The organism is Corynebacterium tuscaniense DNF00037 (assembly GCF_000759055.1).
Lineage (GTDB): Bacteria > Actinomycetota > Actinomycetes > Mycobacteriales > Mycobacteriaceae > Corynebacterium > Corynebacterium tuscaniense.
The window spans coordinates 34,919-60,965 of sequence record NZ_JRNG01000011.1 but is presented as its reverse complement, the minus strand read 5'-3'; the positions used below and the strand labels follow the sequence as shown (position 1 = coordinate 60,965).

The 26,047-nt window shown below is 60.6% G+C and carries 24 protein-coding genes and 1 tRNA gene; 13 read left to right on the top strand and 12 right to left on the bottom strand.

Annotated features, from left to right (window positions below; translation table 11 throughout):
* Window positions 1-11: 11 nt before the first annotated feature.
* The 3 genes from HMPREF2129_RS03420 to HMPREF2129_RS03410 all read right to left on the bottom strand — a co-directional run bounded on the left by HMPREF2129_RS03420 (window position 12) and on the right by HMPREF2129_RS03410 (window position 2,574).
* A complete protein-coding gene (locus tag HMPREF2129_RS03420) occupies window positions 12-965 on the bottom strand; it encodes an alpha/beta fold hydrolase (RefSeq protein ID WP_232218084.1) in 954 nt (317 codons plus the stop codon).
* A gap of 104 nt (window positions 966-1,069) precedes the next feature.
* A complete protein-coding gene (locus tag HMPREF2129_RS03415) occupies window positions 1,070-1,609 on the bottom strand; it encodes a phage holin family protein (protein WP_034663210.1) in 540 nt (179 codons plus the stop codon).
* Between the two features lie 170 nt (window positions 1,610-1,779).
* Window positions 1,780-2,574, bottom strand: coding sequence for an HAD family hydrolase (locus HMPREF2129_RS03410; RefSeq protein WP_034663127.1), 795 nt, complete (start codon window positions 2,572-2,574; stop codon window positions 1,780-1,782).
* A gap of 485 nt (window positions 2,575-3,059) precedes the next feature.
* On the opposite strand from HMPREF2129_RS03410, the gene HMPREF2129_RS03405 reads away from it, so the two are divergent.
* From HMPREF2129_RS03405 to HMPREF2129_RS03375, 7 genes are all read left to right on the top strand, one after another.
* Window positions 3,060-4,169, top strand: a complete 1,110-nt coding sequence (locus tag HMPREF2129_RS03405) for a hypothetical protein (protein WP_034663125.1) — start codon at window positions 3,060-3,062, stop codon at window positions 4,167-4,169.
* Window positions 4,169-5,332 carry a TadA family conjugal transfer-associated ATPase gene (locus tag HMPREF2129_RS03400; RefSeq protein WP_034663122.1) on the top strand — a complete coding sequence of 388 codons (1,164 nt, stop codon included), beginning with the start codon at window positions 4,169-4,171 and terminating at the stop codon, window positions 5,330-5,332. Before HMPREF2129_RS03405 ends, HMPREF2129_RS03400 begins: the two co-directional genes overlap by 1 nt.
* Complete coding sequence (locus HMPREF2129_RS03395; RefSeq protein WP_052092642.1) at window positions 5,329-6,102, top strand: type II secretion system F family protein; 774 nt, start codon at window positions 5,329-5,331, stop codon at window positions 6,100-6,102. The genes HMPREF2129_RS03400 and HMPREF2129_RS03395 overlap by 4 nt, the downstream gene beginning before the upstream one ends.
* Window positions 6,099-6,731 (top strand): type II secretion system F family protein, encoded by a 633-nt coding sequence (locus tag HMPREF2129_RS03390; protein WP_034663121.1) that lies wholly within the window; start codon window positions 6,099-6,101, stop codon window positions 6,729-6,731. Before HMPREF2129_RS03395 ends, HMPREF2129_RS03390 begins: the two co-directional genes overlap by 4 nt.
* A 152-nt stretch (window positions 6,732-6,883) precedes the next feature.
* On the top strand, window positions 6,884-7,051 hold the full coding sequence (locus tag HMPREF2129_RS03385) for a DUF4244 domain-containing protein (protein ID WP_084576506.1): 168 nt from the start codon (window positions 6,884-6,886) through the stop codon (window positions 7,049-7,051).
* 4 nt (window positions 7,052-7,055) lie between these two features.
* The gene (locus HMPREF2129_RS03380; protein ID WP_102723709.1) at window positions 7,056-7,349 is read left to right on the top strand and encodes a hypothetical protein; all 294 of its coding nucleotides are present in this window, start codon (window positions 7,056-7,058) and stop codon (window positions 7,347-7,349) included.
* Window positions 7,346-7,672, top strand: coding sequence for an Rv3654c family TadE-like protein (locus HMPREF2129_RS03375; RefSeq protein ID WP_034663115.1), 327 nt, complete (start codon window positions 7,346-7,348; stop codon window positions 7,670-7,672). Before HMPREF2129_RS03380 ends, HMPREF2129_RS03375 begins: the two co-directional genes overlap by 4 nt.
* 12 nt (window positions 7,673-7,684) lie before the next feature.
* On the opposite strand, the gene HMPREF2129_RS03370 is transcribed toward HMPREF2129_RS03375, so the two are convergent.
* Window positions 7,685-10,237: a DEAD/DEAH box helicase gene (locus HMPREF2129_RS03370; RefSeq protein ID WP_232218083.1), complete on the bottom strand. Its 2,553-nt coding sequence runs from the start codon at window positions 10,235-10,237 to the stop codon at window positions 7,685-7,687.
* Window positions 10,238-10,256: 19 nt separating this feature from the next.
* Between HMPREF2129_RS03370 and HMPREF2129_RS03365 the strand changes: the two genes are divergently transcribed.
* Window positions 10,257-10,460 carry a cold-shock protein gene (locus HMPREF2129_RS03365; RefSeq protein WP_034663113.1) on the top strand — a complete coding sequence of 68 codons (204 nt, stop codon included), beginning with the start codon at window positions 10,257-10,259 and terminating at the stop codon, window positions 10,458-10,460.
* A 58-nt stretch (window positions 10,461-10,518) separates the two neighbouring features.
* Here HMPREF2129_RS03365 and HMPREF2129_RS03360 read toward each other — a convergent pair whose 3' ends face one another.
* A complete protein-coding gene (locus HMPREF2129_RS03360; protein ID WP_308410352.1) occupies window positions 10,519-11,154 on the bottom strand; it encodes a DedA family protein in 636 nt (211 codons plus the stop codon).
* A gap of 230 nt (window positions 11,155-11,384) precedes the next feature.
* Between HMPREF2129_RS03360 and topA the strand changes: the two genes are divergently transcribed.
* Window positions 11,385-14,309 (top strand): type I DNA topoisomerase, encoded by a 2,925-nt coding sequence (topA, locus tag HMPREF2129_RS03355; protein ID WP_034663111.1) that lies wholly within the window; start codon window positions 11,385-11,387, stop codon window positions 14,307-14,309.
* On the opposite strand, the gene HMPREF2129_RS03350 is transcribed toward topA, so the two are convergent.
* Window positions 14,306-15,832 (bottom strand): adenylate/guanylate cyclase domain-containing protein, encoded by a 1,527-nt coding sequence (locus HMPREF2129_RS03350; protein WP_034663196.1) that lies wholly within the window; start codon window positions 15,830-15,832, stop codon window positions 14,306-14,308. The genes topA and HMPREF2129_RS03350 overlap by 4 nt on opposite strands.
* A 50-nt stretch (window positions 15,833-15,882) precedes the next feature.
* Between HMPREF2129_RS03350 and HMPREF2129_RS03345 the strand changes: the two genes are divergently transcribed.
* Together HMPREF2129_RS03345 and HMPREF2129_RS03340 are read left to right on the top strand one after the other, a co-directional pair.
* Complete coding sequence (locus HMPREF2129_RS03345; RefSeq protein ID WP_232218082.1) at window positions 15,883-17,106, top strand: DNA polymerase III subunit delta'; 1,224 nt, start codon at window positions 15,883-15,885, stop codon at window positions 17,104-17,106.
* Between the two features lie 69 nt (window positions 17,107-17,175).
* Window positions 17,176-17,251, top strand: a tRNA-Thr gene (locus tag HMPREF2129_RS03340).
* A gap of 33 nt (window positions 17,252-17,284) precedes the next feature.
* On the opposite strand, the gene HMPREF2129_RS03335 is transcribed toward HMPREF2129_RS03340, so the two are convergent.
* The 4 genes from HMPREF2129_RS03335 to HMPREF2129_RS03320 all read right to left on the bottom strand — a co-directional run bounded on the left by HMPREF2129_RS03335 (window position 17,285) and on the right by HMPREF2129_RS03320 (window position 20,986).
* Window positions 17,285-17,740 carry a DUF4442 domain-containing protein gene (locus HMPREF2129_RS03335; RefSeq protein ID WP_034663109.1) on the bottom strand — a complete coding sequence of 152 codons (456 nt, stop codon included), beginning with the start codon at window positions 17,738-17,740 and terminating at the stop codon, window positions 17,285-17,287.
* Window positions 17,741-17,830: 90 nt separating this feature from the next.
* Window positions 17,831-18,694 carry a DsbA family protein gene (locus HMPREF2129_RS03330; RefSeq protein WP_034663107.1) on the bottom strand — a complete coding sequence of 288 codons (864 nt, stop codon included), beginning with the start codon at window positions 18,692-18,694 and terminating at the stop codon, window positions 17,831-17,833.
* A gap of 60 nt (window positions 18,695-18,754) precedes the next feature.
* Window positions 18,755-19,618: a glucose-1-phosphate thymidylyltransferase RfbA gene (gene rfbA / locus HMPREF2129_RS03325; protein ID WP_034663105.1), complete on the bottom strand. Its 864-nt coding sequence runs from the start codon at window positions 19,616-19,618 to the stop codon at window positions 18,755-18,757.
* A gap of 27 nt (window positions 19,619-19,645) precedes the next feature.
* Window positions 19,646-20,986, bottom strand: coding sequence for a sugar nucleotide-binding protein (locus HMPREF2129_RS03320; RefSeq protein WP_034663102.1), 1,341 nt, complete (start codon window positions 20,984-20,986; stop codon window positions 19,646-19,648).
* A gap of 112 nt (window positions 20,987-21,098) precedes the next feature.
* Between HMPREF2129_RS03320 and prpD the strand changes: the two genes are divergently transcribed.
* Together prpD and HMPREF2129_RS03310 are read left to right on the top strand one after the other, a co-directional pair.
* Window positions 21,099-22,610 carry a 2-methylcitrate dehydratase PrpD gene (gene prpD, locus HMPREF2129_RS03315; protein ID WP_034663101.1) on the top strand — a complete coding sequence of 504 codons (1,512 nt, stop codon included), beginning with the start codon at window positions 21,099-21,101 and terminating at the stop codon, window positions 22,608-22,610.
* Between the two features lie 19 nt (window positions 22,611-22,629).
* Window positions 22,630-23,775: a bifunctional 2-methylcitrate synthase/citrate synthase gene (locus HMPREF2129_RS03310; protein WP_034663098.1), complete on the top strand. Its 1,146-nt coding sequence runs from the start codon at window positions 22,630-22,632 to the stop codon at window positions 23,773-23,775.
* 91 nt (window positions 23,776-23,866) lie between these two features.
* Here the strand turns inward: HMPREF2129_RS03310 and rfbB are convergent, their stop codons facing one another.
* Both rfbB and HMPREF2129_RS03300 read right to left on the bottom strand, forming a co-directional pair.
* Window positions 23,867-24,859 (bottom strand): dTDP-glucose 4,6-dehydratase, encoded by a 993-nt coding sequence (gene rfbB / locus HMPREF2129_RS03305; RefSeq protein WP_034663192.1) that lies wholly within the window; start codon window positions 24,857-24,859, stop codon window positions 23,867-23,869.
* A gap of 164 nt (window positions 24,860-25,023) precedes the next feature.
* Complete coding sequence (locus HMPREF2129_RS03300; protein WP_034663096.1) at window positions 25,024-25,968, bottom strand: hypothetical protein; 945 nt, start codon at window positions 25,966-25,968, stop codon at window positions 25,024-25,026.
* Between the last annotated feature and the right edge of the window lie 79 nt (window positions 25,969-26,047).

The following is a 26,047-nucleotide window of genomic DNA, read 5'->3' as shown; positions in this document are numbered from 1 at the left end:
CGGCGCACCTGTTACAGGTGCGCGAAGAATGAGCTGAGTGCTGCCACGAACGCGCCGGGTTTTTCAATGTGAGGCACATTCTTCGCCCCCGGAATGCTGAGCTGCTGAGCGTGCGGCGCGCGACGGAGTGAATACGCGATGATCCTGTCCCACACTTTCTGGGGCGGGTGCAGCAACAGAACCGGAGCCTGCACCGGACCGTCCAACGTGTACTTCGCGTGCGGGGACGGCAAAGCGATGAGCTTCGGGGTGAGCAGGCGCGAATTACGCACGATGCCACGCAGCGCATTGCCAATCGTGGCGGCACGGATACGTAGCGCCAATGCCTCCTCAAACTCAGGAGTGCCGGTGAATGAAGATGCGGTGTTGACGGTGAGTTCGCGGCGCCAAATAGTGGGAGTGAAGCGCCGACAAGCGCGAATGACGCCACGTGGCAACACCCCCACGAGCACGCGCACCGTCATGTACGCGAGCTCCCACGGCCGACGAACCATGTGCGCACGCAGATCATGCGGGTGAGCGGCGGAAACCGAAGTCAACGAAGTCACTCGCTGCGGATAGGCAGCGGCATAGACCCACGCCATCGCCCCACCCGTGTCATGACCAACAAGATGAGCTGTGTCGTGCCCAAGCGCAGTGATCATCCCGTCAATATCGCCGAGGGCCAACAGCACATCACTGCCTGCTTGCCTCGGCGGCTTATCTGACATGCCATAACCACGCATATCCACCGCCGCAACGTGGAAACCTGCCTCCGCTAGCGGCGCAATGACATGCTGGAAATCCATCCACGCCCCGAAAGTGCCATGAATCAGCAACACCAACGGGTCAGCTGGGTTGCCAGCCACCGCAGCGTGCAAACGAATCCCCCGAGTGTGCAGCATCGTGTGCTCAAAAGGGCCCTCCACGGCAATCGTGTTGGGCGATACCGGCTGCCGCGGCACCCGCGTTTTCAGCCGGGGCAATAACCGACCCACCTTCATATGGCAGTGCACCCCCTTACATACCACGAACGCGCCCGTGATTACCTCACGAGCGCGTGTGGTGAATGCGTCTACTTCACAGAGGACTAGTTAGAACCGTAAGCAGGCTCACCCGTGCTACGGGAGGTGAAAAGCTCCGAAGTGTCCTTAGACAGGTTCTTCTGTGCCTTACCAGGAACTAAATTCTTCAGCTCCCCAACAGACTCAATAGTCTTCTCCGGCTTCTTCATGCCCTTGAAACGCTTCACACCAACCAGCGCCAGCAGCCCAGCAGTAATGAGCATGAGCAGGAAGACCAGGCCGAAGCCCCATGCCTCATTGGTCCACATAGCAATCAACTTGGCCAGGAAGAAGAAAAAGAAGTAGGAGGAAAACAGCGCGATCACACCGGCTGCAACGAGAAGGCCACTTCCAACAGCAGCCTTCTTCGCCTCGCCGACAACCTCAGTCTTAGCCAGCTCAATTTCGTTGCGAACCAGGCTAGACACCTGCTCAGTGGCATTGGACACCAACGTGCCCAGCGAGTCCGCGCCCGGCTGGGTCACGTCTGTATCACGCAGAGGAATCGAGTCCACCTTGGCGCTAAAGCTAGTCGGGCCACTGGTGTACATGCCTTTGTTGCTCACGTTGTAAAAACCTTCCTTCGGTGGGCCGCGGTGGCGGCACGAATTCATGTGAATTCGCGTTGGACGCACCTTTCAAAGTACCGAAAGTACCGTGACATTGCCTGAAAGATGCTTGAAATAAGCACAGGTCCCTCATCCTAGCAGCCACGAAGCGGGCAAGTTCGGGTGGATTAGGAAGCGTCGCGTCCGCGCTGAGCCAGCCATACCCCCACCGCGGCGAGTGCGGTGACACCGGCGGCAATGCCGGCGCCGATTCCGATCTCGCGGGCGCCAGGGGAGGGCACAAGCGGTTCCGGCTGCTTGAAACTAAGGATTTCCCACCCCTGTTCCGCAGCATGCTTGCGCAGGCCGCGTTCCGGATTCACAGCAACGGGGTGGCCCACAACCTCCAGCATTGGAATATCGGTTGCGGAATCCGAGTAGGCATAACAATCCGACAAGTTGTAGCCGCGCTCCTCAGCCAGCTCACGCATTGCATCAGCTTTGGCTTGGCCTTTGAGGTAGCGCGTAATGGTGCCAGTGAGTTTGCCGTCCACAACTTCGGCCTCGGTGGCCACGATTGTGTCAATGCCGAGCTCATGTGCAATTGGTTCCACCAAAATTCGGGCCGAGGCCGAAACAATAACCAGGTCATGCCCCATATCGCGGTGGTGATCAATGAGCTCACGCGCCTCGGAATAAATAGCCGGTGTGACTACGGAGCCCATGGTGTCTGAGACAATCTGGGAAATTTCCTCAATATCCCAGCCTTCGACCATCTCCGCCAGACGGTCCCGCGTAGCATCCATCTTGTTGCTGGATTGGCCTACAAACATGTACGAAGCCTTGGTTAAGTACAGCTCCAGAGCTTCTTGTCGGGTGATCAGGCCACTTTCAAGAAAACCACGGCCGAACGCGAAGGCGGAGGACGTGGCGATGATGGTTTTGTCTAAGTCAAAGAACGCAGCCGTGGTCGTGGGCGACATGTTGACAGTTTAGCGCGCTTTTGCGCCAGTAACATTTTTGCAGTTTAAAGCGTGTTTATGGGGGAAGCGTCCGCGATTTGAATAACGTTTGGATAAACTTCTATCAAAATCTTGTCTATTCTTGTAATCGTGTGTAACAATAGTGAGCGCACGGCCCCGATATACAGTGTGGCCGGCCCCGGTCCAACCCCCCCGTGACCGGGTTACCCGACGGCCCGCGCACCCCCCCCGATAGCGCGGGCCGTCCCCTATTCTCTGGACTCCCGCTCGAACGGTGGGTGTTGTCGTTTAATCCTTGTGCCGCTTGTTCGGCTTGCTTCTCGTTGCCCGGCTGATGGGGTCAATGTCCACTTCAGTGTGCAATGAGGCTGGTTGAGTGGAGGTTATCCACAATTTTTTGATGAGGCATCTACATAAATAGGGGTTATCCACAGCCTGCAAAAACGCCCCTTGAGCAGGCCTAAAAAGTGGTTCATGGTGGGGTCATGCGAAATGAAACAGCGCCCATCGTCGTCGCCGTCGGCGATGCGCTCCTTCACCCGGAAGCGATGCACCTTGCCGCTGTCACTGGCCGTGGAGTCATTGATGTTCGGGACCCAGCGGAGATAGCACTCCACATCACGCGGGGCTTCGCCGTGCTTATCGACGACACCTTTTTAACCGCCCTCACCCCCTCCAGCGAAGCCGATGCTAAGGCGCATCCGGGAGTGTTTCGGATCTGTGGGAATACCGATGTTGGCGCTGCTGAGACTGCTGAAACATTAGCTGTGGTGCGGGCCTCGTTCATGCTTCCGGCGGAGGCGGCTTCTTTGCTGAAAGCGTTAGGGGAGTTAGAACAGCGGGCACCCCACAGGGCGGGTGGTGCGGATCTTCCGGGAGCTGGCGTGGTGCTCACCTTCATCGGTGCAGCAGGCGGTGCCGGGACATCAACCTTGGCCGGGGCCGTGGCCCGTGTATTGGCGGGCAAGGTAGCAACTGGTTCTGGTGAAGGGCTTGATCCGGTGTTGGTGGATGGGCACCGCTATTCCGGCGGGCTTGATCTTCTACTGGGACTAGAAGATTCCATTGGTGCGCGGTGGGGTGATATCCAGATCGGGGACGGCAACGTGGACCGTGGGATCTTTGTCCGCGCGCTGCCTCGCACCGCCGATGGGATTGCGGTGCTGACGCACTCGCGTTCTACGTTGCCAGCGCAGATGAATGAAGGCCCCCAGCAGCCTGCGGCATGGGAGCGGGCAGTGGCAGTACTCGGCGCGGGAGGGGTGACCCTCGTTGATACACCACCCGGTGGGCACATGGTGCGTAGTGACCATACCTTCATCGTCACCCCGGCTGAGGTGAGAGCTGCTGCATCGGCTGCTCTTATTGCTGCTGAATGCCGGGCTAGCTCAACTCCCGCGTCCGTGGTTCTGCGCCATCGCGCATGGTCAGGGATGACTGCGGAAGATATCAGCCACGTGACCAAAACGGAGGTGATTGCGGAGGTTCCCACCATTCGCTCCCTGACTAAGGACACTGAAATTTTGGGCTTGCCTTCGCGTTTGCCTCGTGGTTTAGCCAACGTGGCAGAAGCGATCATTGGGGCGGTGTCGTGATGGATCGCAATAAAATCATCACTGCGGTGCAGCGCCGGCTGGCGGATGATCCACGCTTGGTGCCCACAAACGGCCACGTCGACCCCGCTGAACTCGCTGCTGTCATCCGGGAGGAAGCGGTGGTGATCAGCGACCTGGATGTGCTGGACATCATGCGTGCACTGCGCGATGAGACGGTAGGAATTGGCCCGCTTGAGCAGTTGCTTGCTATCGACGGCGTCACCGACATCTGCGTTAACGGCCCTGATGACATCTTCATTGATCGTGGTGCCGGACTGGAGCGTAGTGGGCTCACCCTGCCCGATGATGCGGATGTGCGCCGTTTAGCCACACGACTGGCCACGACGTGCGGGCGCCGGCTCGATGACGCCCGACCGTTCGCGGACGGACACCTGACCCGGGACGATGGCACCCTCGTGCGCTTCCATGCCGTGCTGCCACCCACCTCCGCAGCGGGCACCTGCATTTCCTTGAGAGTGCTGCGTAGCAAAACTGCCACGCTTGAGCAGTTGGAAACTTCGGGCGCGGTGGATGAGGAAAGGGCGAGGGTGTTGCGGGGAATCGTCGATAAGCGAAAAGCTTTCCTTGTTGTCGGCGGAACCGGAACGGGCAAAACAACATTGCTCGCGGCGATGCTGGCGCAGGTTGCGCCACATGAGCGGATCGTGGCGATTGAGGACACGGTGGAACTCGTACCCACCCACCCGCACGTGGTGAACCTGACCTCACGTGGCGCGAATGCCGAAGGTGCGGGCGAAATTAGCATGTCTGACTTGCTGCAACAATCGCTACGCATGCGTCCGGATCGCATCGTGGTGGGGGAGATCCGCGGCCCTGAAGTGGTGGACCTTCTCGCCGCGTTGAATACAGGCCACGATGGTGGTGCCGGGACCGTACACGCCAACTCAATTGAGGAAGTCCCTGCTCGATTGGAGGCCCTCGCAGCGCTTGGCGGTCTGGACAGGGCAGCGCTTCATTCACAGCTCGCCGCTGCCGTGGATGTAGTTGTGGTGATGAAGCGGCAGGCCGATGGTTCGCGCATTGTCCACCAGATCGGGGTGCTACAAGGCAATCCTGTGGTGCCGGAAGTGGTGTGGGACTCCGACCACGGACCGCAGGCGGGGTACGGCAAGCTCATCGCGGAATTGGGGGTGGCGGCATGATCCCGTTCATCCTCGTTGCTGCCGCGGTGTGCGTATGGCCCGTCAACCCTTCAGGGCGCATCATGGAGCATTCCCGGCGCCCCGTGCATCCCGCTGCTTTACCTGCCGCCATGGTGCTCGTGGTCCCTGCGATCTTGGCTACGGACCGCTCAACACTGCTGATCAGCGCCTGCATGGCCGGAGTTGTTGCTTTACGCACAGTGGCCCAATCCCGTGAACGAAAAACACGAGAGGCTGCTTTGGCCACCACGTCCACGTTCCTTGGCCACGTTGTGGCCGCCGTTCGTGCCGGGTCCCCAATGCCAGAAGCGTGCAGCCGGGCGGTGGAGCAACTCCCGGCACACACCCCAGCAGAACTGAGAAAGGAGCTGCGCCGCGTCGCAGCTTTGAGTCAGGGAGGTGGGCAAGGCGCCAAAGCGTTGACTTCCTCTGACATGCCGGAACTGCGCGAGGTGGGCAATGTATGGGCGCTATCTACCCAATTGGGTATTCCGGCTGCGGATCTTCTGACAAGCGCCCGCGCCCGCATCGACCACACACTGCGCCACAGAAACGCAACCAAAGCTGCCCTTTCCGGGCCACGCGCAACAGCCGCGATCCTCTCGGTTCTGCCCCTTGCTGGGGTGCTCATGGGCGAAGCGATGGGTGCACGGCCCATTGCGCTGCTTACCGGCGGTGGGTTAGGCGGGATCTTGTTGGTCGGTGGAACGGCGCTGGTGTGCGCCGGGTTCATCACATCCCAGACGATCATCGGGAGGGCAGCCACATGAGTGGAACAGTTGTTTTGAGCCTGGCCGCAGCTGTCTTGCTTGGTGCCGGTGCAAGCGTGGCAACACCACCGCCGCGTGGACGATTAGGCATGGACGACCCAGCACCACGGGAAAAGGCCATACCGCTGCTCCAACGAGGACTCAACCCCAAAACCCCGCGTGATGGCCCCGCTATGCGGCATAGGATCGCCAGCGATATTGAGCTCTTCGCTGCCTGCTACCGCGCCGGGCTACCGGCCGCCACAGCAGCGGAAGCGGTTGCTGCCAGTTATGGCGGCGCTCAACCGCGGCAGGGCACAACAGCCGACATGTGGCGGCGTGTAGTTGCCTACCTTTCACTCGGGGTTGAACCTGACCGGGCCTGGGCCGTCATGGACGGGACCCCAGGGTTAGAAGAGCTTGCCTCGCTGGTCACCTTGTCCCACGCTTCGGGCACCGCCGTCGCGCAGGGGTGCGGCCGCTTTGTCACGGAACTCCGTGAAGCGGCCGCCGATGATGCGACAGCAGCTGCCGAACGCGCAGGAGTGCTCATCAGCATTCCGCTTGCCGCGTTCTTTCTTCCCGCCTTCTTTGTTCTTGGCCTGGCCCCAGTAGTCATCGGGCTCGGTGCAGGAATGCTCGGCGGGTGACACAGAAACCACTCACAACCACTGAATGAAAACAACCAACAAATAAACCACTAAGGAGAAAAACAATGAAAACACTGACGAATCTGAAGGATGTTTTTAGCCAGCCGATTGACCGGGCACTGACCCGCGCTTATGCACATGCCACCGCACGGATGCAGGTGGTACGGAATGACGCGGGGATGTCCACCATTGAATACGCCATGGGATCTTTAGCAGCCGCGGCGCTCGCCGCGGTGCTCTACATGGTGATCAACGGCAATGGTGTGGTTGATGCGATCGAAGGAATCATCACCGATGCGCTTAGCAATAAGCCGTCTTAAGGTGATGGACGATCGCGGTTCCGTCACCATTGAAGCCGCTTTATCGTTGGCAGTTCTGGTGACGGTCGCCGCGGCGATCATCGCGGGGATCTCCACCATGGCGGCGTACGTGTCCGCGGTGGATGTGGCTGGTGCTGCTGCGCGGTCGCACGCGATCGGGGTGGAGTATTCCCCGCCGCGGGACAGCATTGATGTCACGGTCACCGAAAGCGCAGACATGGTCACGGTCACCGCGCGTGTGCCCGCCGTCGTGCGGGATATGCACGCCACCGCGGTCTACCCGGTGGAGGTGCGGTGAAGCACAGATTGCTTATCGACGATCACGGCTACGCCACCATCGTCTCCGCCACCATCGTGGCTGCGGTGGTAAGCCTGGCTGTCGTCGTCGCCGGCATAGTCAGCACCGTGGTGAATTCCCACCGTGCCCAAGCCGCGGCGGATCTTTCCGCCGTGGCGGCGGCTACCGCGCTCTACGCCGGAAATGACCCATGTGGGACAGCCCGCATCACTGCTGAACTCAACCAGGCGCGTGTGTTGAGCTGTCAGGTGATCGACGTAGACACTGTGGTTACAGCGAAAGTTGGGCGCGCCGAGGCAACAGCACGGGCCGGCCCGATTTAGGAGCCCAGCGTGTTAAAGGCGCGGCGGGGCAATGCGTGCGGAGAGCCCCGCCGTCATGGTCACCAACGCACCCAGGAGTTTCAACGCCCCAGCCTTATCCAAAGGCTGGTTGCCGTTACCGCACTTGGGGGATTGCACACACGACGGGCAGCCCGATGCACACCTGCAGGATTTCACCGCCTCATAAGTTGCTTTAATCCATTCGTGGAAGCGGGCGTAGCCCTCATCGGCGAAGCCCGCACCGCCCGGGTGGCCGTCGTAGACAAACACCGTAGGTTGCATCGTGTCCGGGTGCAGTGCAGTGGATACGCCACCGATATCCCACCGGTCACAGGTAGCTAACAAAGGAAGGAGACCAATGGCAGCGTGCTCCGCGGCATGCAGTGCACCGGGGACATCCCCGGGGGAAATACCGATTTCATCGAGTACCACCGGATCAATGGTGTACGCCACCGCGCGGGTAACAAGGGTTTGCTCGGGGAGGTCGAGGGGGATGTGTTCGGACACGGTGCCGTCGGAAAGCCTCACAACATAGCCCGTGACATGGTCAGTGACCTTGACATCAACGTTGGCCACCCATAAACCCGGCGACGGATTGACCCGCGCGTGTGGTTCCCCAATCACCGCAATGTCGGTGGTGGAACGCGCCATCGTGGAATAGTCCGGCATCTCCGGGTGAGCGAGCGCAACGTAATTGTCCAAGTCCAGCTCATCAATGATGAAGTACTCGCCCTGGTGGATGTACACCGCACCGTTATGCACCTGCGCGGCAGCGCGGCCGGAGTCGATAGTGCCGAGCAGGCGCCCATCGGTGGCATCCACAATCATCACTTCTTCGCCTGTGCCACCGCGTAGCGAGACCAGCCCGTGCGCTGTTTCCGGGGTGATGTCGCCGGTGAGCTGCGGCACCGCAAACCACCCGCGCGGGCGGCGGCGCAAAAACCCAGCGAATGTCAGCTCCGCCACCACATCGTCAGCCCCAAACGCAGCCACATCCTCCTCCGTCAACGGGCGCTCCACTGCAGCGCAGTAGACATGTCCCCGCAAAATGAAAGGATTTTGCGGATTGAACACACTGTTTTCCACCGGCTTATCCAGTAGCGCTTCGGGGTGGTGCACCAAATAGGTGTCCATCGGCTCATCGCGGGCAACCATCACCACCAAGGAGGACTGCCCCCGGCGACCAGAGCGCCCCGCCTGCTGCCGGAAAGACGCAACCGTGCCTGGAAATCCTGCCATGACCACGGCGTCGAGCCCCCCAACATCAATGCCTAACTCCAGCGCATTCGTCGTGGCCATGCCCAGAAGATCACCGTTATCCAGTGCCTTCTCCAGCGCGCGGCGGTCCTCCGCCAAATACCCGGCGCGGTAGGAGGCAATGCGGGAGGCGAAGTCAGCCCGGCCTTTGGACACGAGGTCTTCCGCAGCGCGCATGGCCACGGTTTCCGCTGCGCGCCGGGAACGCACGAAGGTGAGCGTGCGTGCACCGGCGGCGACGAGCTCCGCCATCATGGCAGCCGCTTCCGTTGTGGCTGAGTGCCGGACGGGCGCACCATTTTCCCCCGCCGCGCCTTCGATGAACCCGGGTTCCCACAGGGCGAAGGTTTTCTCACCGGTGGGGGCGCCGTCGTCTGTCACTGCGGTGACGGGACGGCCGGTGAGGTTACAAGCGTGCGCCGCGGGATCAGCAGCGGTGGCGGACGCCAAGATGAACACCGGTTCTGCCCCATACGCCCTGGCAAGACGGTCAAGACGCCGCAACACCAGGGCCACGTTCGCACCGAAAACACCTCGGTAAGTGTGGCATTCGTCCACGATCACGTATTTCAGGTTGCGTAGCAGCCGCACCCATTTGGGGTGGCTGGACAAGATCCCGGCGTGCAGCATGTCGGGGTTGGTGAACACAAACCGGGTGGTTTCCCGGATGGTGGAGCGGGCTTCGGTGGGGGTGTCGCCGTCATAAGGCGCGGGGGTGGCGGCAGTTTTGGTGCCGTTAGCCAATACGGGGTGGTCTTTGATGAGTGAGCTGACAGCCAACAACTGGTCTGAGCCCAGTGCCTTCGTCGGGGTGAGGTACATCGCGCAAGCCGTCGGATCAGTAGCCAGGGTGGTCAGCACCGGCAGCTGATACCCTAGGGACTTTCCGGAGGACGTCCCGGTAGCCACCACAACGTTTGTGCCCTCCCACGCCAACTGCGCGCACTGGGCCTGGTGGGTGTAGAGCGCCTGCACTCCTGATTCCTCCCAGAGCCGGCGCAATTCTTCATCAGCCCATGATGGCCAGGGTACGGTGCGAGCGGGTTGAGCAGGCAGCGTCCGCACGTGCGTAAGCGTGCCGGCGGGGAGGGTGCGGGAGATACTGTCAATGAGCTCGCTGGCGAATGAGCCGGGCACAGTCACGGCGGCACCTCCTGAAAACGCAGACGGAAAAACACAGAAATGAGTGAAAATGTTCACGTTCTCAGACGTGAACGCATAAATCATGGCAGACTTGGTGGCGGTTGCGGAAAAGAAGATCCGCCGCCATGAAACCGGATCGGCCGGTTTTAGTGAGATAACCGGCATATACGGAAGGTTTTCAAAAATGGCTACAGGTACCGTGAAGTGGTTTAACGCGGAAAAGGGTTTCGGTTTCATCGCTCCGGATGATGGTTCCACGGACGTATTCGTCCACTACTCCGAGATTCAGGGCAGCGGATTCCGCACCCTCGAAGAGGACCAGAAGGTTGAATTTGAGGTCGGGGAGGGCGCTAAAGGTCCGCAGGCTCAGCAGGTGCGCGCACTCTAATCGCACCGCACTCCCTGCTTTTTTAAACCGGTCTACCCAAAACGGGTGTGGCCGGTTTTTAAATGCTGGATACCCCGCGGCGTACGTCATTCCACTCCATGGCGGCTGCCTGCAGGCGCTGGATTGCCATGCCGACGAGGCTGCCCAAGGTCACACCAACGATCATGGCTAGGAGCGGGTAATCGGAGAAGAGTGTGCCACCGAGGTAACCGGTACCAACGCTGATGAGCACCCACAGGATGACACCGATGGTGTCAAAGAGGAAGAACAGGAACCAGTTGTAGCGCACGGAACCTAAAACAATCGTGGCCACCCAGCGTGCCCATGGCAGGAAGCGGGCAACAATGATGGTCACCGGGCCATGTTCGTGCATGTTGGCACGCACCCAGGTGATGGCTTTGCCGGCGCGGGATTCCGGGTCGAGGCGGTTGACTAGGCCAATGAGGCGGCCTCCCAGCATGAAGCACAAATTATCGCCAATGATCGCACCGATGCCGGCGGCGACCATCACCCACTTCACATCAGGCACTCCTTGAGAAGCGGAAAAGGCGCCAGCTAAGTTGAGCACCGTTTCAGACGGGACGAGTGGGCACAGCGCGTCAATAGTGATGAGGAGGCCGACGAGGGGATAGAAAATAGGCATCGTCATCAATTGCTCAAGAAAGGCAATTAGTCCGTCGACGATCTCGGTCACGCGGTCGGCCTCCTTCCCATGACAGGTTCCCTCACCACTTTTGGCAAGTTTACTCACGCTCGTTAGTCGGGCGAAGTGTTACGGTGCTAGAAAATGACGGTTGCGAAAAGGGGCCGTCGATAAGCAATTGCCTCCTCAAATTTGGGGCCGTAAGTTTCACGTGCTGCAAAATACGTGGTAGTTGTCTGTAGTGAGTTAATCGAGCACCGCACCTGAAGGAGTCACCCGGCGTGACGGAGAAGAACGCACAGGGAAAAACCCTGGTCATCGTGGAGTCGCAGACGAAGGCGAAGAAGATCCAGAAGTATCTGGGCGACAATTATTTCGTTGAGGCTTCCGTGGGGCATATTCGCGACCTTCCCGGCCGCTCAGCTGACATTCCTGCGAAGTACAAGAAGGAGCCGTGGGCGCGCCTGGGCGTGAACCCGGAGAACTCTTTTGAGCCGATTTACGTGGTCAGCGCGGATAAAAAGAAGAAGGTCACGGATCTGCGCGCCAAGCTGAAGCAGTCCGACAAGCTGCTGCTCGCAACAGACCCGGACCGGGAGGGTGAAGCGATTGCGTGGCACCTGCTTGAGGTGCTTAAGCCGAAGGTGCCGGTGGAGCGCATGGTGTTCAATGAGATCACTGAATCTGCCATCAGGGAAGCCGCGGAGAACACCCGTGAGCTGGACATGCACCTGGTGGATGCGCAGGAAACACGCCGCATTCTGGACCGCCTGTACGGCTATGAAGTTTCCCCGGTGCTGTGGAAGAAGATCATGCCGCGTCTGTCCGCCGGCCGTGTGCAATCCGTGGCCACGCGCGTAATCGTGGAGCGTGAACGCGAGCGCATGGCCTTTGTTTCCGCCGAATACTGGGACGTCACCGCCACCCTCAACGCGGGTGCCACGGGTGCAGGTCAGCCGGATGAATTCGACGCCAAGCTCATTGCTATCGACGGCTCTAAGATCGCCCAAGGCCGCGATTTCGACGACCGTGGCCGGCTGAAAAACGACTCCCTCGTGGTGGTGGACAAGCAGGACGCTGAGAACCTCGCGGAAGCTCTCACGGGGCAGGCGATGGAAGTGTCCAACGTGGAATCCCGCCCGTACACGCGCAAGCCGTACGCGCCGTTCATGACGTCGACGCTGCAGCAGGCCGCCGGCGCAAAACTGCACTTCACCTCGGCCCGCACCATGCGTATCGCGCAGCGCCTCTACGAAAACGGTCACATTACGTATATGCGTACGGACTCGACCTCGCTGTCCCAGCAGGGCGTTGCAGCAGCCAGGGCTGCTGCAACGGAGCTCTATGGTGCCAACTACGTCACCGACGCCCCGCGCCGCTACGACCGCAAGGTGAAGAATTCCCAGGAGGCACATGAGGCCATCCGCCCCGCCGGCGAACGCTTTGCCACCCCCGGTGAACTGGCACAGTCCCTTGATGCTGAGGAATTCAAGCTTTACGAACTCATCTGGCAGCGCACCGTCGCCTCCCAGATGGAGGACTCCCGCGGCACGTCCGTCACCGTCACCATCGCCGGTGACGCCAAGACCGGCGAGCACGTTGAACTTTCTGCCTCCGGCCGCACCATCACCTTCCCAGGTTGGCTGCGCGCCTACTCCGACAGCCAGGACAGCAAGGAAAAGCACCTGCCTTCCCTGACCAAGGGTGATGCGCTGACCGCCCGCGAGGTCACCGCCGACGGCCACTCCACCAACCCGCCGGCCCGCTACACCGAGGCCAGTTTGGTGAAGAAGATGGAGGACCTGGGCATCGGACGCCCGTCCACCTACGCCTCCATCATCAAAACCATCCAGGACCGCGGCTACGTGGCCACCCGTGGTAATGCGCTCGTGCCCACCTGGGTTGCGTTCTCCGTGGTCGGGCTCATGGAGCAAAACTTCGATGCGCTGGTGGATTACGAGTTCACCTCCTCCATGGAGGACGAACTCGATGAGATCGCCCGCGGCACCGAGGACCGCACCGAGTGGCTCACCGGCTTCTACTTCGGCGATGCTGATGCGGACGATTCCACCGCCGAAGCCATCGCGCGCCGCGGCGGCTTGAAGTCCATCATCGAGACCAACCTCGAATCCATCGACGCCCGCCAGGTCAACTCGCTCGAGCTTTATGTTGACGACGAAGGCCGCCCCGTCCACGTCCGCGTCGGCCGCTACGGCCCCTACCTGGAGCGCCAGATCGGCGTCAATGCCGACGGTGAGCCCGAGTACCAGCGCGCCAACCTGCCCGAATCCACCACCCCGGATGAGGTGACCCCGGCTATGGCGGAGAAACTCTTTGCCATCCCACCTACGGGACGCGAACTGGGCACCAACCCGGCCAACGGCCGCATGGTCGTGGCCAAGGAGGGCCGCTACGGCCCGTACGTCACCGAACTCGTGCGTGACGACGAGCGCGCGACCGCCGAAGCCCGCGCCCTCGAGATCGTCGCTGCCGAGCGCGCCGAAGAGGATGCCCAGCGCGCCGCCGAGGGCAAACGCGCCAAGAATTGGGAGACCAAAACCGCCACCGCGCAAAAAGAAAAGCGGGTCGAGCAGCTTATCGACGAACACCTTAAACCCGCCACCGCCTCCCTCTTCTCCACCATGGAACCGTCCACGGTCACCCTGGAAGAGGCACTGCAGCTGCTGTCCCTGCCACGCGAGGTGGGTGTGGACCCGGCTGACGGTGAAGTCATTACTGCTCAGAACGGCCGTTACGGCCCGTACCTGAAGAAGGGAAGCGACTCCCGCTCCCTGGCCAACGAGGAGCAGATCTTCTCCATCACTCTGGACGAGGCTCGACGCATTTACGCCGAACCGAAGCGCCGCGGACGCGCCGCCGCCCAGCCACCCCTCAAGGTGTTTGGTGATAACGACGTCTCCGGTAAACCCATGACCGTCAAAGACGGCCGCTTCGGACCCTACGTCACCGACGGCACGACCAACGCCTCCCTCCAGCGCGGCGATACCCCTGAAACCATGACGGATGCCCGCGCCAACGAGCTCCTCTCCGCCCGCCGCGCCCGCGAAGCGCAGGACGCGGAGGCCGGTGGCACCGGTCGGTCTGGTCGGGCGAAGAAGACCACTAAGCGCACGTCGAAGAAGACTGCGAAGAAGCCCCCGCGGACCACCAAGCGTGTGATCAAGGCTGGCTCCCGCCGGTCTTAGTGCCTCTCCGCCAACGTGGGCCGGACGGGGCGGGCAAGCTGGGTCATCTTGTTGCGGCCGCGGAGCTCGATGGATTTCATGCGGGTCCAGCGGGCTTGTTCGATCTCGTTGGCCTCACTGAGCGTTGAGGTGTTGGTGAGCACGCGGCCTGGGGTGGTCTTTGCCAGCTCGGTGAGGCGGGCAGCGGTGTTCACAGCGTCGCCGATGACGGTGTATTCGAAGCGGTCTTGGCCGCCGATGTGGCCGGCGACGACGTGGCCGGCGGCAACGCCGATACCGGCGTCGAGTTCAAGTCCGCGCAGGTCTTGGCGTAGTTCGCGGGCGGCTTTGAGGGCGTAGGAGACGAAGTCGGGCAGGTTGACTGGGGCGCCGAAGATAGCCAGTGCCGCGTCGCCTTCGAATTTGTTGATCACGCCTTTGTTGCGGTGCACCACGTCCACCACGATTTCAAAGAAGGCGTTAAGGGCCTCCACGACTTCCTCAGGGGTACGGTCCACGGCGAGTTTGGTGGAGCCGATGACGTCCACAAACACGACAGCCACTTGGCGGGCCTCACCACCGAGTTCCGGTTTTTCCTCAAGTGCCTTTTGGGCAACTTCGGAGCCGACGTATTGGCCGAAGATGTCGCGGACGCGCTCCCTTTCGTTGAGACCACGCATCATTTCGTTGAAGCCGGATTGGAGGACGCCGAGCTCGGAGCCGTCGTAAATGTCCACTTGTGCGGAGGTGTCACCGCTGCGCACTTGGTTGATGGCGTGTTGGAGTTCTTTGATGGGGTCAACCACGCTCATGGTGGCAAACATGGTGCCGGCCATGCCGGTGATGATGGCGGTGATTGCGATGGCGGAGACAGACGGCATGAGCTCGCCGGGGGTGTCTTGGAAGAACCCGTAGTGTTGGGCGGCGAGCAGGAAGAGGATGCCCAGGAGGGGCACCCCGGATGTCATGAACCAGACCAGGTAGAGCCGCTGTTTGATGGGTGGCTCCAGCATGGTGTCTTCGGCCCGGTTGGATAGGGTTTTGGCGGCGATCGGTCGCACGAGCCGTTCGGCTTGGACGAAGGTGAGCACGCAGGTGAGTAGCCCAGCCATGATGGTGGAGATAGCCACGACGAAGGCGAGTTGGGCGTCATGCCGTGCAGTGGCTGCGGTGGCGATGATGATGCCAAGGAGCCAGATCACCCCAACGACCAGGGTTTGTAATACGGGGATGCGCAGCACCAGGGTGCGCACAGCTGCGGCGTCGTACCGTTCGGGCCTGCGACCGAAATGGAGTACGGGACGGAAGAGGGTGTAGGAGACGATCCCGCCCACAACCACGGCGAGGATGAGGTACACGATGCCCAGCGGGGCAAAACCGGACGCGACCGCGCCAAGATCTTTCGCCCCGGGCATGGGGATGAGGTAGCGGACGAAGGCCATGATGGCCATCGCGCTGAGTACGTTGGTGAACAGCAGCACGGAGGCATAGAGGGGCCACGGGGTGCCCATGATCCACCGAAAACCGCGCCACATCCGTTCCACGCTCATCTACTCTACGTTGCTTGTCGCTACATGGTTGTAGTGTGGGGGACGTGACTGCGCCGAATCTTCCTGCCTCGCGTTCTGTGGCTGAGCGTCTTGCCGATATTCCGTCGGTGCGTTCGGTGATTCTCGCTGCCGCGGCCGCCGCGCGTGGGGTGGAGGGGGCCCCGGCGCATGCGATGACGCATTCGTGGTTGTTTACCGGTCCGCCGGGTGCCGGGCGTTCGACGTCAGCATTGGCATTCGCGGCGGCGCTCGTCTGCACGGACCCGGAGGAGCTCGGGTGTGGTCGCTGTCAAAGTTGCCGCGATGTTTTCGCCGGTGCGCACACGGATGTTGTGCACGTCGTGCCACAAGAGCTTGTCATCAAAGTCAAGACGGTGCGCGAGATCATCGCTCAAGCTTCTCGCTTGCCGACGATCTCTCCGTACCGCATCATCATCATCGACGACGCCGACCGGTTTTCCTTTGAGGCAGCCGATGCGTTCCTGAAAACGGTGGAGGAGCCACCAGCCTCCACCGTGATTATTATGTGTGCACCGTCGACAGACCCGGAGGACTTTTCCACGACGTTGCGCTCGCGGTGTAGGCATTTGTATGTGCCGGCGCCGTCGACAAGCGAGATCGTGCGTTTGCTGATGGAGGAGGAAGGTGCTTCGGAGCAGGTCGCCCGGCTTGCCGCGGTGACGTCGCTGCATCATGTGGGGCGGGCCCGCCGATTAGTGCGCTCTGAGGAAGCGCAACTGCGCAGGGGTACGGCGATCAACCTGGCGGAGCTTGTCTTCCACGGCGACCAAGCATTTAAGGCGGTGGCCTCGTTGGTGAAGTCCGCTGATGCCGCGGCGAAGGACGCCTATGCGGACGCGGACCAGGAGGAGCGCGACAAACTCGAGAATGCCCTCGGCATGGGGGCAAAAGGCAAGGGCGCTGCGCGGGCACTGCGGGGGAGCGCCTCGTCGATGAAGGAACTGGAGGCAGCGCAGAAAGCCCGCGGCACACGGCGTTTGCGCGACGTGCTCGACCTCACCTTGGTGGATGTGGCCGGGGTGTACCGCGATGCCATCGTGATCCGCAGCGGCAGCGGGGTAGAGCTGGTTCACCCGGACTTTGAGGGACTCTCGCGTGACATCGCTGAGCGCGTCGATGTTGCCGGACTCACCGAATGCCTCGATGCCATCGCCGAATGCCGCGAACGCCTCGACCAGTCCGTCCTACCTGTCATTGCTTTCAATGGAATGTTGGGTCGCATCCGGCTTGCTTGCGGCGTGAGCTGACCCGCGATTTTTGCTCAGCGCTGCTTCTCCACTAAGCTAAGCCCTCGGATTGCACGCTGTGTTTTCCACGCCGCCTTAGCTCAGTCGGCAGAGCGTTTCACTCGTAATGAAAAGGTCGCGAGTTCGATTCTCGCAGGCGGCTCCACCAAAACCCCAGCCAACTGAACTAGCCCCCGAACTACTGCTGCTTGCGCCGGTAGTACACCTGGCGGCGCACGTGTGCCACAACGTCGCCTTCCTCATCGACGATGTCCACGTCGAACCAGTGGAGGTACTTATCACCGTTGGCTGTTTTCTCCTTGATCAGCGCGTAGGTTTCCTCCGGGATGCGCATGTCAGCGGTGATCTTGCCGCGACCGGGCTTGATGTATTTGATCTCACCGGCGGTGTCCCAGATGTGGTATTCCTTGCCCAGGCGGTGCATGGAGGCGAGCATGAAGAAGGGGTCTGTCATGGCGGACATGGTGCCGCCGAAGGCTACGCCCATGGCGTTTTTGGTCAGGATGTTTGGTTTGTGGGTGACCAGGACGTGGGTGCCGTCATCGGCAAATTCCTTGACTTTCACACCGGCGCCCAGGAAGGGGGGCCAGAAGCTCATGAAGTGTTTGAGTTGGCGTGCGGTGTAGTGGGGCATGAGAAAAGCTCCGTCTGAGTGTTGGGAATCATGGGTCAAACGGAGCTAACTATACCGGTGCGGGGTGAGGGATAGATCACACCCAGCTGGTTATTTGGCGGTCAGTTGGGAGTTAATGGCGGAGCGGAAATCACCGATGGGCATCGCACCAGCCAGGAATTTCTTACCGACGATAAACCCAGGCGTTCCCGTAATACCCAGGCCTTGGGCGTAATCGCGGGCCTTGTCGATCGCTTCGTTGTACTTATCGCTTTGGGCATCGGCGATGAACTTTTCAATGTCGGGTACTTCAGCTTTCTTGGCAAAGCCAATGAAATCCTCAAGCTCGAAGCCGGGGTGCCCGCCCTTATTAGCAGCGGCAGCCATGTAAGCATCTTTGTATTCAGCGAATTTGCCCTGCTCGGCGGCCGCACGGCCAGCCTTTGCAGCAGCGATGGATGCTGGCCCTTGGACGGCGAGGTCGTTCCACTCGATGCGAACGTATCCCTTCTCCACGTATTCCTTGATCAACTCCGGCTCCACGGTGGTGGAGTGGCGGATGCAGAACGGGCAATCCCAGTCACTGAACTCAGAGATAACGACGGGCGCGTCCAAAGCACCAACCGCCATCGGGTCCTTGGGGTCGCGGCGAGCAGCGTTATCAATCTCATCCTGGGAGGTGATGGGGGCGCTAGGCCCCTGGATAGTGGCGTCGAAGAAACCGTTGGCATCTGCCTTCACCGGGCTGAAGTCCGTGCCCGGTTTGGCACTATCAGGAATGCCGACGTCAGCCCCTTCGGCCCCCGCACCTTCAGATTCAACGCCACCCACGTGCTCCTCCATCTGGTTCAGGGCGTTTTGCTGCCCATCGCGCTCACCAATGACGTAGCCGCCCACGGCTGCAGCCAGGGCGAAGACAATGGTGAAAGCCCACATCAAGGGCGGAATTTTGGTTTTAGGGGTGGTGTTGGTCATGGGGTCTCCGGGTTGAAGGGAAAACGTCGATAAGCGTGCGACCGCACGATACCGCAATTATTACTCGCGGGCGGCATCGAGCAGATACTGCCCGTAGCCCGATTTCAGCATGGGCGCGGCGAGCTTCTCTAGCGTGTCCGCATCGATGAAGCCTTGATGGTACGCGGCCACCTCGGGCGAACCGATGACTGTGCCCGTGCGCTTTTGCAGTACCTCAACGTAGGCGCTGGCTTCACTCATGGAGTCAATCGTGCCTGTATCCAACCACACATCCCCGCGGTGCAAGCGATGAACTCTGAGCTTGCCCTGCTTCAAGTACGCATCGTTGACGCTGGTGATTTCCAGCTCCCCGCGCTCACTGGGGGTGATCTCCGACGCGATTTTCACCACGTCATTGTCGTAGAAGTACAGCCCCACCACGGCGAAGTTGGACTGCGGCTCCGATGGTTTCTCTTCGATGGCGGTGGCGGTGCCGTTCTCATCGAAGCTGACCACGCCGTAGCGCTCCGGGTCGCTGACCTCATAGGCGAAAATGGCGCCACCGTCAGGGGCTGTGGCCTCATTCATCAGGCGGGTAAGTTGCGTGCCATCGAAGATATTGTCGCCGAGCACGAGCGCCACCGAATCGTCCCCGATGAATTCCTCCCCGATGAGGAAGGCTTGTGCCAGCCCGTCGGGGGAGGGCTGCACCGCGTAGTCAATCATGAGCCCCCACGCGGAGCCATCGCCGAGCAAACGCTCAAATGCCTCACGGTCTTCCGGAGTCGTGATGACCAGGATCTCCCTGATACCAGCGCTGATCAGGGTGGACAGCGGGTAGTAGATCATGGGCTTGTCGTAGATAGGCATGAGCTGTTTCGAAATGCCCTTTGTAATCGGGTACAGCCGTGTGCCTGACCCGCCGGCGAGAATGATGCCCTTCATGCTTGGAAGTCTAGCCAGGTCTTCTGGCTAGCCCAGGTACAAGGCGAGTGCCACGCGCCAATTCGTCGGCGTGAACCCGGTGGCCTCAATCTTGTCCAAGGCCAGCGTTGATTCCGCCGGGCGGGCAGCTTCCGGCCCATTGAGTTCCTGGTACTGCGCGGTAGTCACCGGGGTCACTCCCGTTGGATCGGAGCCGGCGGCGTTGAAGGTAGCCATGGCAATCTCATCCCGCGACGCCGGGTCCCCGCCGGAAGTGATGTTGTAGATCCCGTACTCCGCGTCCACGTCCAGCAGGTGCACTATTCCCTTGGCCAAGTCCTCCGCCCACGTCGGGCGCCCGCGCTGGTCGCAGACAACCTTCACGGATGTGCCATTAGCGGCCAGCCGTGCCATCGTGGACATGAAATTAGGACCGTCGCCGAAGACCCACGCGGTGCGCACAACATAATGGCGCGGACATGCCGCGGCCGCCGCCTCACCCGCGCTTTTCGACGCCCCATACAGCGACAACGGACTCGGCGTTTCCTCCTCCGTGTGCTCTTGCAATGTTCCGTCGAACACGTAATCCGAGGACACGTGCACCAGCGTCAGGTCATAGCGCCCAGCGATCTGCGCTAGCTTCGCCGGGCCGAGTGCGTTGACTTCCCACGCAGCTGTTCGGCCTTCCGCGGTTTCGGCCCCATTCACATCATTGAAAGCAGCCGCGTTGATGATGGTGGAGTACTGTGTCCAATCCCGAGCCGCCTGCAGATCCTCCACCGGGGCAGTCAGGTCAAAGTCCTCGCGGGTGCAGAAGTCGGCGTCAGGCAGGAGATGCTGCAGAGCCCTTCCGAGCTGCCCGTTTGCACCTGTGACCAACGTGCGACGCGGTGCCACGCGCTGTGCTTTAGCCAACGGTGGGTGGGCCAAGTCCTTTTCTGAGACCTCGGTGGGCTCCAGTGGCCACTCAATCTCCTGATAGGAACAAAAGGCGTATTGCGCATCCGGACTCCATCGCGCATTGCACAGGTAGATGTAGGTGGTGCCATCCTCAAGTGCTTGGAATCCGTTGGCCACCCCGCGCGGCACAAACACCGCGGTGTCAGGCCCGATCTCACAACCGAACGTCGCACCGAAGGTGGGGGAGTCTTCCCTCAGGTCCACCCACGCACCAAACACCCGGCCCGTGGCCACCGACACGTACTTATCCCACGGCTCCGCGTGCATTCCTCGGATGGCCCCACGTGAGGCATTGAAACTCACGTTGTTCTGCTCGACGCGCATCGGCGGCTGCCCCGCCCAGTTCTCCTTGAACCAGCCGCGGTTATCGCCGTGGACCTGCAGTTTTCTTAGCTCAAGCCCGTCGATGCCCGTGTTCGTGTCAGTCATGCCCGCCATCTTAATCGCTGAATAATCACGGAAAACCTGCGCGCCAGGGAGCTAGTTTTGCGATACTAACCAACACCCCGTATTGGAGACCCTTTCAGGAGGCCGACCGCGCATGATCAACCACCAGGTGCGCACGCACCGTTCCGCAGAAGATTTCCCCTATGAAGAACACCTCGCGTACAAAGTTGCCCAGGTAGCGGCCGATCCCGTGGAGGTGCCGGCTGAGACGACCGAGATGATCATCAACCGCATCATCGACAATGCGGCAGTGGCCGTGGCATCGGTGGTGCGCCGCCCGGTGACCTCGGCCCGCGCGATGGCGCAGGCTCACCCGGTGGAGAAGCAGGGCGCCACTGTCTTTGGCATTGACGGTCACTTCTCCGCCGAGTGGGCCGCTCTGGCCAATGGCACCGCGGTGCGTGAGCTGGACTTCCATGACACGTTCCTCGCCGCGGACTACTCCCACCCGGGCGACAATATCCCGCCGCTGCTTGCCGTCGCGCAGCACAAAGGCTTGGATGGAAAGACACTCATCCGTGGCATTGCCACCGGGTATGAGATCCAGGTGAACCTGGTCAAAGGCATCTGCTTGCACGAGTTCAAGATTGACCACGTGGCGCATCTCGGCCCGAGCGTGGCCGCCGGCATCGGCACCATGCTGGACCTGGACGTGGACACGATCTACCAGTCCGTCGGCCAGGCACTCCACACCACCACGGCCACCCGCCAGTCCCGCAAGGGCCTCATCTCTTCGTGGAAGGCCTACGCGCCGGCGTTCGCAGGCAAAATGGCCATTGAGGCCGTGGATAGGTGCATGCGCGGCGAAGGCGCACCCGCCCCGATCTGGGAGGGGGAGGACGGAGTCATCGCGTGGATGCTGCACAGCCCGGACCGCACCTACACGGTCCCGCTGCCCGCACCGGGCGAGCCCAAGCGCGCGATCCTGGACACCTACACCAAAGAACACTCCGCGGAGTATCAGTCCCAGGCCCCGATCGACCTGGCGCGTCGCATGCGCCAGACGCTTATCCGCGCGGGTCGTTCTACGACGGATATTGCCTCCATCGTGCTGCACACCTCGCACCACACCCACTACGTCATCGGCACCGGTGCGAATGATCCGCAGAAGATGGACCCCACCGCATCGCGTGAAACACTGGACCACTCGATCATGTACATCTTCGCCGTGGCGCTCGAGGACGGCACGTGGCACTACGTAGACAGCTACTCCCCAGAGCGTGCCGGCCGCCCCGAAACGGTGGAACTGTGGCACAAGATCTCCACCGTCGAAGACCCCGAGTGGACGCGCCGCTACCACTCCACCGACCCCGCCGAGAAGGCGTTTGGTGCCCGCGCCGTGATCACCTTCACCGATGGCGAGGTCATCGAAGATGAGCTCGCGCTTGCCGACGCACACCCGGACGGCGCCCGCCCATTCACCCGGCCCGATTACATCCGGAAGTTTAGGACGTTGGCGGAGGGGATCGTCGATAAGCAAGAGCAAGACCGCTTCCTCGCGGCCGCTGAAAACCTGGAAAACCTCACTGACTTGAACGAGCTCAACGTGCGCCTCACGCAGGACGCACTGGCCACAGCCCCGGCAACGCCAGAGGGCATCTTCTAACCCAACTAAGGAGCCAGACATGACCGAGCGACCAGACATCCGCAAAGGCCTCTACGGTGTTATCGCCGACTACACCCAGATTTCCAAGGTCAACCCTGAGACCAACTCGCTGCTCTACCGTGGCTACCCCGTCCACGAGCTTGCCGAAGGCGCCACCTTTGAAGAAGTAGCCATGCTCCTGTGGAACGGCGAGCTACCCAACGAAGACGAGCTCAACGAGTTCTACCGCGTGGCCCGCGCGCGTCGTGGGCTTGATGAAGAGCTCATCGGCGTCATCGAGGCCATGCCGAAAGACTGCCACCCGATGGACGTGCTGCGCACCGCCGTATCGTTTTTGGGCACGCGCGACCCGGAGAAGTTCACACCGAACTCTGACCACATCCGGGACATCGCGCTCACCCTACTGACCAAGCTGCCCACCATCGTTGCGCTGGACATTCGACGCCGTCGTGGCGAGGGCTACATTGAACCCGACGTGAACCGCGGCTACGCCGAAAACTTCCTCTGGATGGTCTTCGGCGACGGTGAAGGCTCACCTGCCACCATCCCGTCGGACGTGGAAGCCTTTGAGAAATCCATGATCCTGTACGCGGAGCACTCCTTCAACGCGTCTACCTTCACCGCACGCGTGATCACCTCCACCCAGTCCGACACCTGGTCCGCTGTCACCGGCGCGATCGGTGCTCTGAAGGGGCCACTACACGGTGGTGCGAATGAATTTGTCATGCACAACTTCGTCGAAATCGACGACCCGGCCAAGACCGAAGAGTGGACCCTAGACAAGCTCAAGAACAAAGAACTCGTCATGGGCTTCGGCCACCGCGTGTACAAGAAGGGCGACTCCCGCGTGCCCACCATGGAGGCGGCGTTTAAGAAACTCGCCTCCGAACACCCGGAAAAGAACGCCTCCAAGTGGGTGGACATGTACGACATCATGGCCAAAACCATGTACGAGAACACGTCCATCAACATCATGCCCAACCTGGACTTCCCAGCAGGGCCCGCGTACTACATCCTCGGATTCGACATCGAATTCTTCACCCCGCTGTTCGTCATGGCACGCATCACCGGGTGGACCGCCCACATCATCGAGCAGTTTGAAAACAACACCATCATCCGCCCGCTCGCCGCGTACAACGGGCCAGACGAGAGACATTTGGACTAGGCGTTTCTAGGTCGGCCAGTGGCCGACCTATATGCCATGGCCTACTAGCAGTCCTATTAGCCGACCTATTGGCTGGCCTACTGGCCGTGGCTTATTGACCGTGCGCGGCGTAGCCCTGCTCTACCGCATCCTTCGCGTCGCGCCACCAAGCCTCGTTCTCGCGGTACCAAGCAATGGTTTGCTCAAGCCCCTCGCGCAGATCGGTGTAGCGCGGGCGCCAGCCGAGCTCCTTGGTGAGCTTGGTGGCATCCATGGCATAGCGCTGATCGTGTCCGGGGCGGTCAGCGACGTGCTCGTAAGTGCCACCCATCAACTCGCAGATGAGCTCGATGACGTCCTTGTTTGAGTGCTCGCCGTTGGCGCCGATGTTGTAGGTCTCACCGATGCGGCCGCGCTCCAAGATGGCCAAGACCGCATCATTGTGGTCATCCACGTGGATCCAGTCGCGCACCTGTTCGCCCGTGCCATACAACTTAGCTGGGCGCCCGGTGAGCAGATTAGTGATCTGTCTGGGAATGAACTTCTCTATGTGCTGGTAGGGGCCGTAATTATTAGAGCAATTCGAGATTGTCGCCCGCACCCCAAAACTACGCACCCATGCTCTGACCAGGTGATCCGAGCCAGCCTTCGTCGCTGAATAGGGTGATGACGGATTGTAAGCGGTCGTCTCCGTGAACTTGGCCGGATCATCGATAGCCAGGTCTCCGAAGACCTCATCGGTGGAAATATGGTGGAAGCGCTTGTCATGTTTTCGTGCCGCCTCCAGCAGCGTGAACGTCCCCACCACGTTTGTTTCCACAAAGGGGGAGGGGTCGCGCAGCGAATTGTCATTGTGAGACTCCGCCGCGAAATGCACGACTGTATCGGATTGTTTGCACAGCTCGTCTACCAGGACAGGATCCGCCACAGATCCTTTGACCAGCTCAACCTGGTTGTTTTGGCCTGCGCCTTTAAGGTTTTCGGCGTTACCGGCATAGGTCAACGCATCCAGAACAATGATGCGGGTATCCGGATAGCGCTGCGCCACCATGTGCACAAAATTCGAGCCAATGAAACCGGCGCCACCGGTGACGAGCATAGTCATGGCATTCATGCTAGCTGGCTCGTCTTTGGCGTATAAGGAGTGCCGGTGAAAGATTTAACAGCGGGCTCACGTGCGCAGGCGAAGCGCCATGCTCTGACCTGCAGAAATGGAAATCTGTGGTGGGGTGGGGCTTCGTGTGGTGTCAAATCCTTCACTCGGCCCGGCTAGGCAGCTTGCGTCGCACGCATCAGAAACTCCGGCAATCGCGGGAGAGTACCGGCGGTTACCCGGATGACAGTCCAGCCCTGTAGCGCCGCTTCAACATTGACTTGTGAGTCCCAATCACGCTGTTCCCGTTTCAAGTGGTGTTCGCCGTCGTACATCATGGCGATCTTCAGTTCCGGAATCGCTAGATCAAACACAGTGACCAGGGAACCGGCAGCCCACAGAGGATGCTGCTCAACGACCATCACGCCAAGGTTCTTACACAAAGCATGGGCCAGTAGTCGCATCTCAGTTTCTTTTGGTGAGTCCGCTTTGTTGGTTGTCAGTTCCACGATTCTTTGGAGCCAGCGCTTGTTCACTCTGTCTTTGCCAGAACTAACAATGTCGTCGGGTGTTACGCCAAGGAACCGTCGAGCGGCATCAATGAGCTGGATGGACTGCATTTCTTTATACGCAATTCCATCAATACGTGAAGCAGGCCACCGGTGAACGCTTGCCCGGATCATGTTTAAGGCAGAAATAACAGCAATGGCTGGTGGAGAAATTTTGAGGGGTACGCCCTCGAAGTAGACATACCAATGTTCCACACTGGTTGGTCTTTGAACGAGAGGGCTGAACTGGGTGGGTGGCTTGTTTCTATTTACAGGGCCGAACAGGGTGGTGTGGCAGTGATCAGCAAAATAGGGCAACCCGAAAACAGCCAGGGCACTCATCCCCGCAATAGTGTGGCCAGGGTGTTCCATGGCCATGGCTATTGCGCGCGCCGCGGCGGGTGCAGGGTGGACGGGGCGAATGACGCTATTGGTGGGCAGTGACGTGTAGATATTCTCGGTGACCTTAATGCCAGGGCCGCCACGGAAGAGACCTCCTGGCACGGAGCGGGTCACATCCATTGCATCGTGTAGTTCGCGGTAGAGCTGTAGGTTTGTCTGTACGTTTCTCATACCTACTTAGACCGCTGCACATCCCAATTTGGTTCTTTTGAGTCTTGTGTGAGTGAAGGATTTAACATCCGGTCCCCCG

Excerpts from the sequence above, each read along its gene's own strand:
- HMPREF2129_RS03410 (WP_034663127.1), bottom strand. The coding sequence starts at position 2,574 with ATGTCGCCCACGACCACGGCTGCGTTCTTTGACTTAGACAAAACCATC.
- HMPREF2129_RS03405 (WP_034663125.1), top strand. The coding sequence starts at position 3,060 with ATGCGAAATGAAACAGCGCCCATCGTCGTCGCCGTCGGCGATGCGCTC.
- HMPREF2129_RS03400 (WP_034663122.1), top strand. The coding sequence starts at position 4,169 with ATGGATCGCAATAAAATCATCACTGCGGTGCAGCGCCGGCTGGCGGAT.
- HMPREF2129_RS03395 (WP_052092642.1), top strand. The coding sequence starts at position 5,329 with ATGATCCCGTTCATCCTCGTTGCTGCCGCGGTGTGCGTATGGCCCGTC.
- HMPREF2129_RS03390 (WP_034663121.1), top strand. The coding sequence starts at position 6,099 with ATGAGTGGAACAGTTGTTTTGAGCCTGGCCGCAGCTGTCTTGCTTGGT.
- HMPREF2129_RS03385 (WP_084576506.1), top strand. The coding sequence starts at position 6,884 with ATGCAGGTGGTACGGAATGACGCGGGGATGTCCACCATTGAATACGCC.
- HMPREF2129_RS03380 (WP_102723709.1), top strand. The coding sequence starts at position 7,056 with ATGGACGATCGCGGTTCCGTCACCATTGAAGCCGCTTTATCGTTGGCA.
- HMPREF2129_RS03370 (WP_232218083.1), bottom strand. The coding sequence starts at position 10,237 with ATGCCGGTTATCTCACTAAAACCGGCCGATCCGGTTTCATGGCGGCGG.
- HMPREF2129_RS03365 (WP_034663113.1), top strand. The coding sequence starts at position 10,257 with ATGGCTACAGGTACCGTGAAGTGGTTTAACGCGGAAAAGGGTTTCGGT.
- HMPREF2129_RS03335 (WP_034663109.1), bottom strand. The coding sequence starts at position 17,740 with ATGCCCCACTACACCGCACGCCAACTCAAACACTTCATGAGCTTCTGG.
- HMPREF2129_RS03330 (WP_034663107.1), bottom strand. The coding sequence starts at position 18,694 with ATGACCAACACCACCCCTAAAACCAAAATTCCGCCCTTGATGTGGGCT.
- rfbA (WP_034663105.1), bottom strand. The coding sequence starts at position 19,618 with ATGAAGGGCATCATTCTCGCCGGCGGGTCAGGCACACGGCTGTACCCG.
- HMPREF2129_RS03320 (WP_034663102.1), bottom strand. The coding sequence starts at position 20,986 with ATGACTGACACGAACACGGGCATCGACGGGCTTGAGCTAAGAAAACTG.
- prpD (WP_034663101.1), top strand. The coding sequence starts at position 21,099 with ATGATCAACCACCAGGTGCGCACGCACCGTTCCGCAGAAGATTTCCCC.
- HMPREF2129_RS03310 (WP_034663098.1), top strand. The coding sequence starts at position 22,630 with ATGACCGAGCGACCAGACATCCGCAAAGGCCTCTACGGTGTTATCGCC.
- rfbB (WP_034663192.1), bottom strand. The coding sequence starts at position 24,859 with ATGACTATGCTCGTCACCGGTGGCGCCGGTTTCATTGGCTCGAATTTT.
- HMPREF2129_RS03300 (WP_034663096.1), bottom strand. The coding sequence starts at position 25,968 with ATGAGAAACGTACAGACAAACCTACAGCTCTACCGCGAACTACACGAT.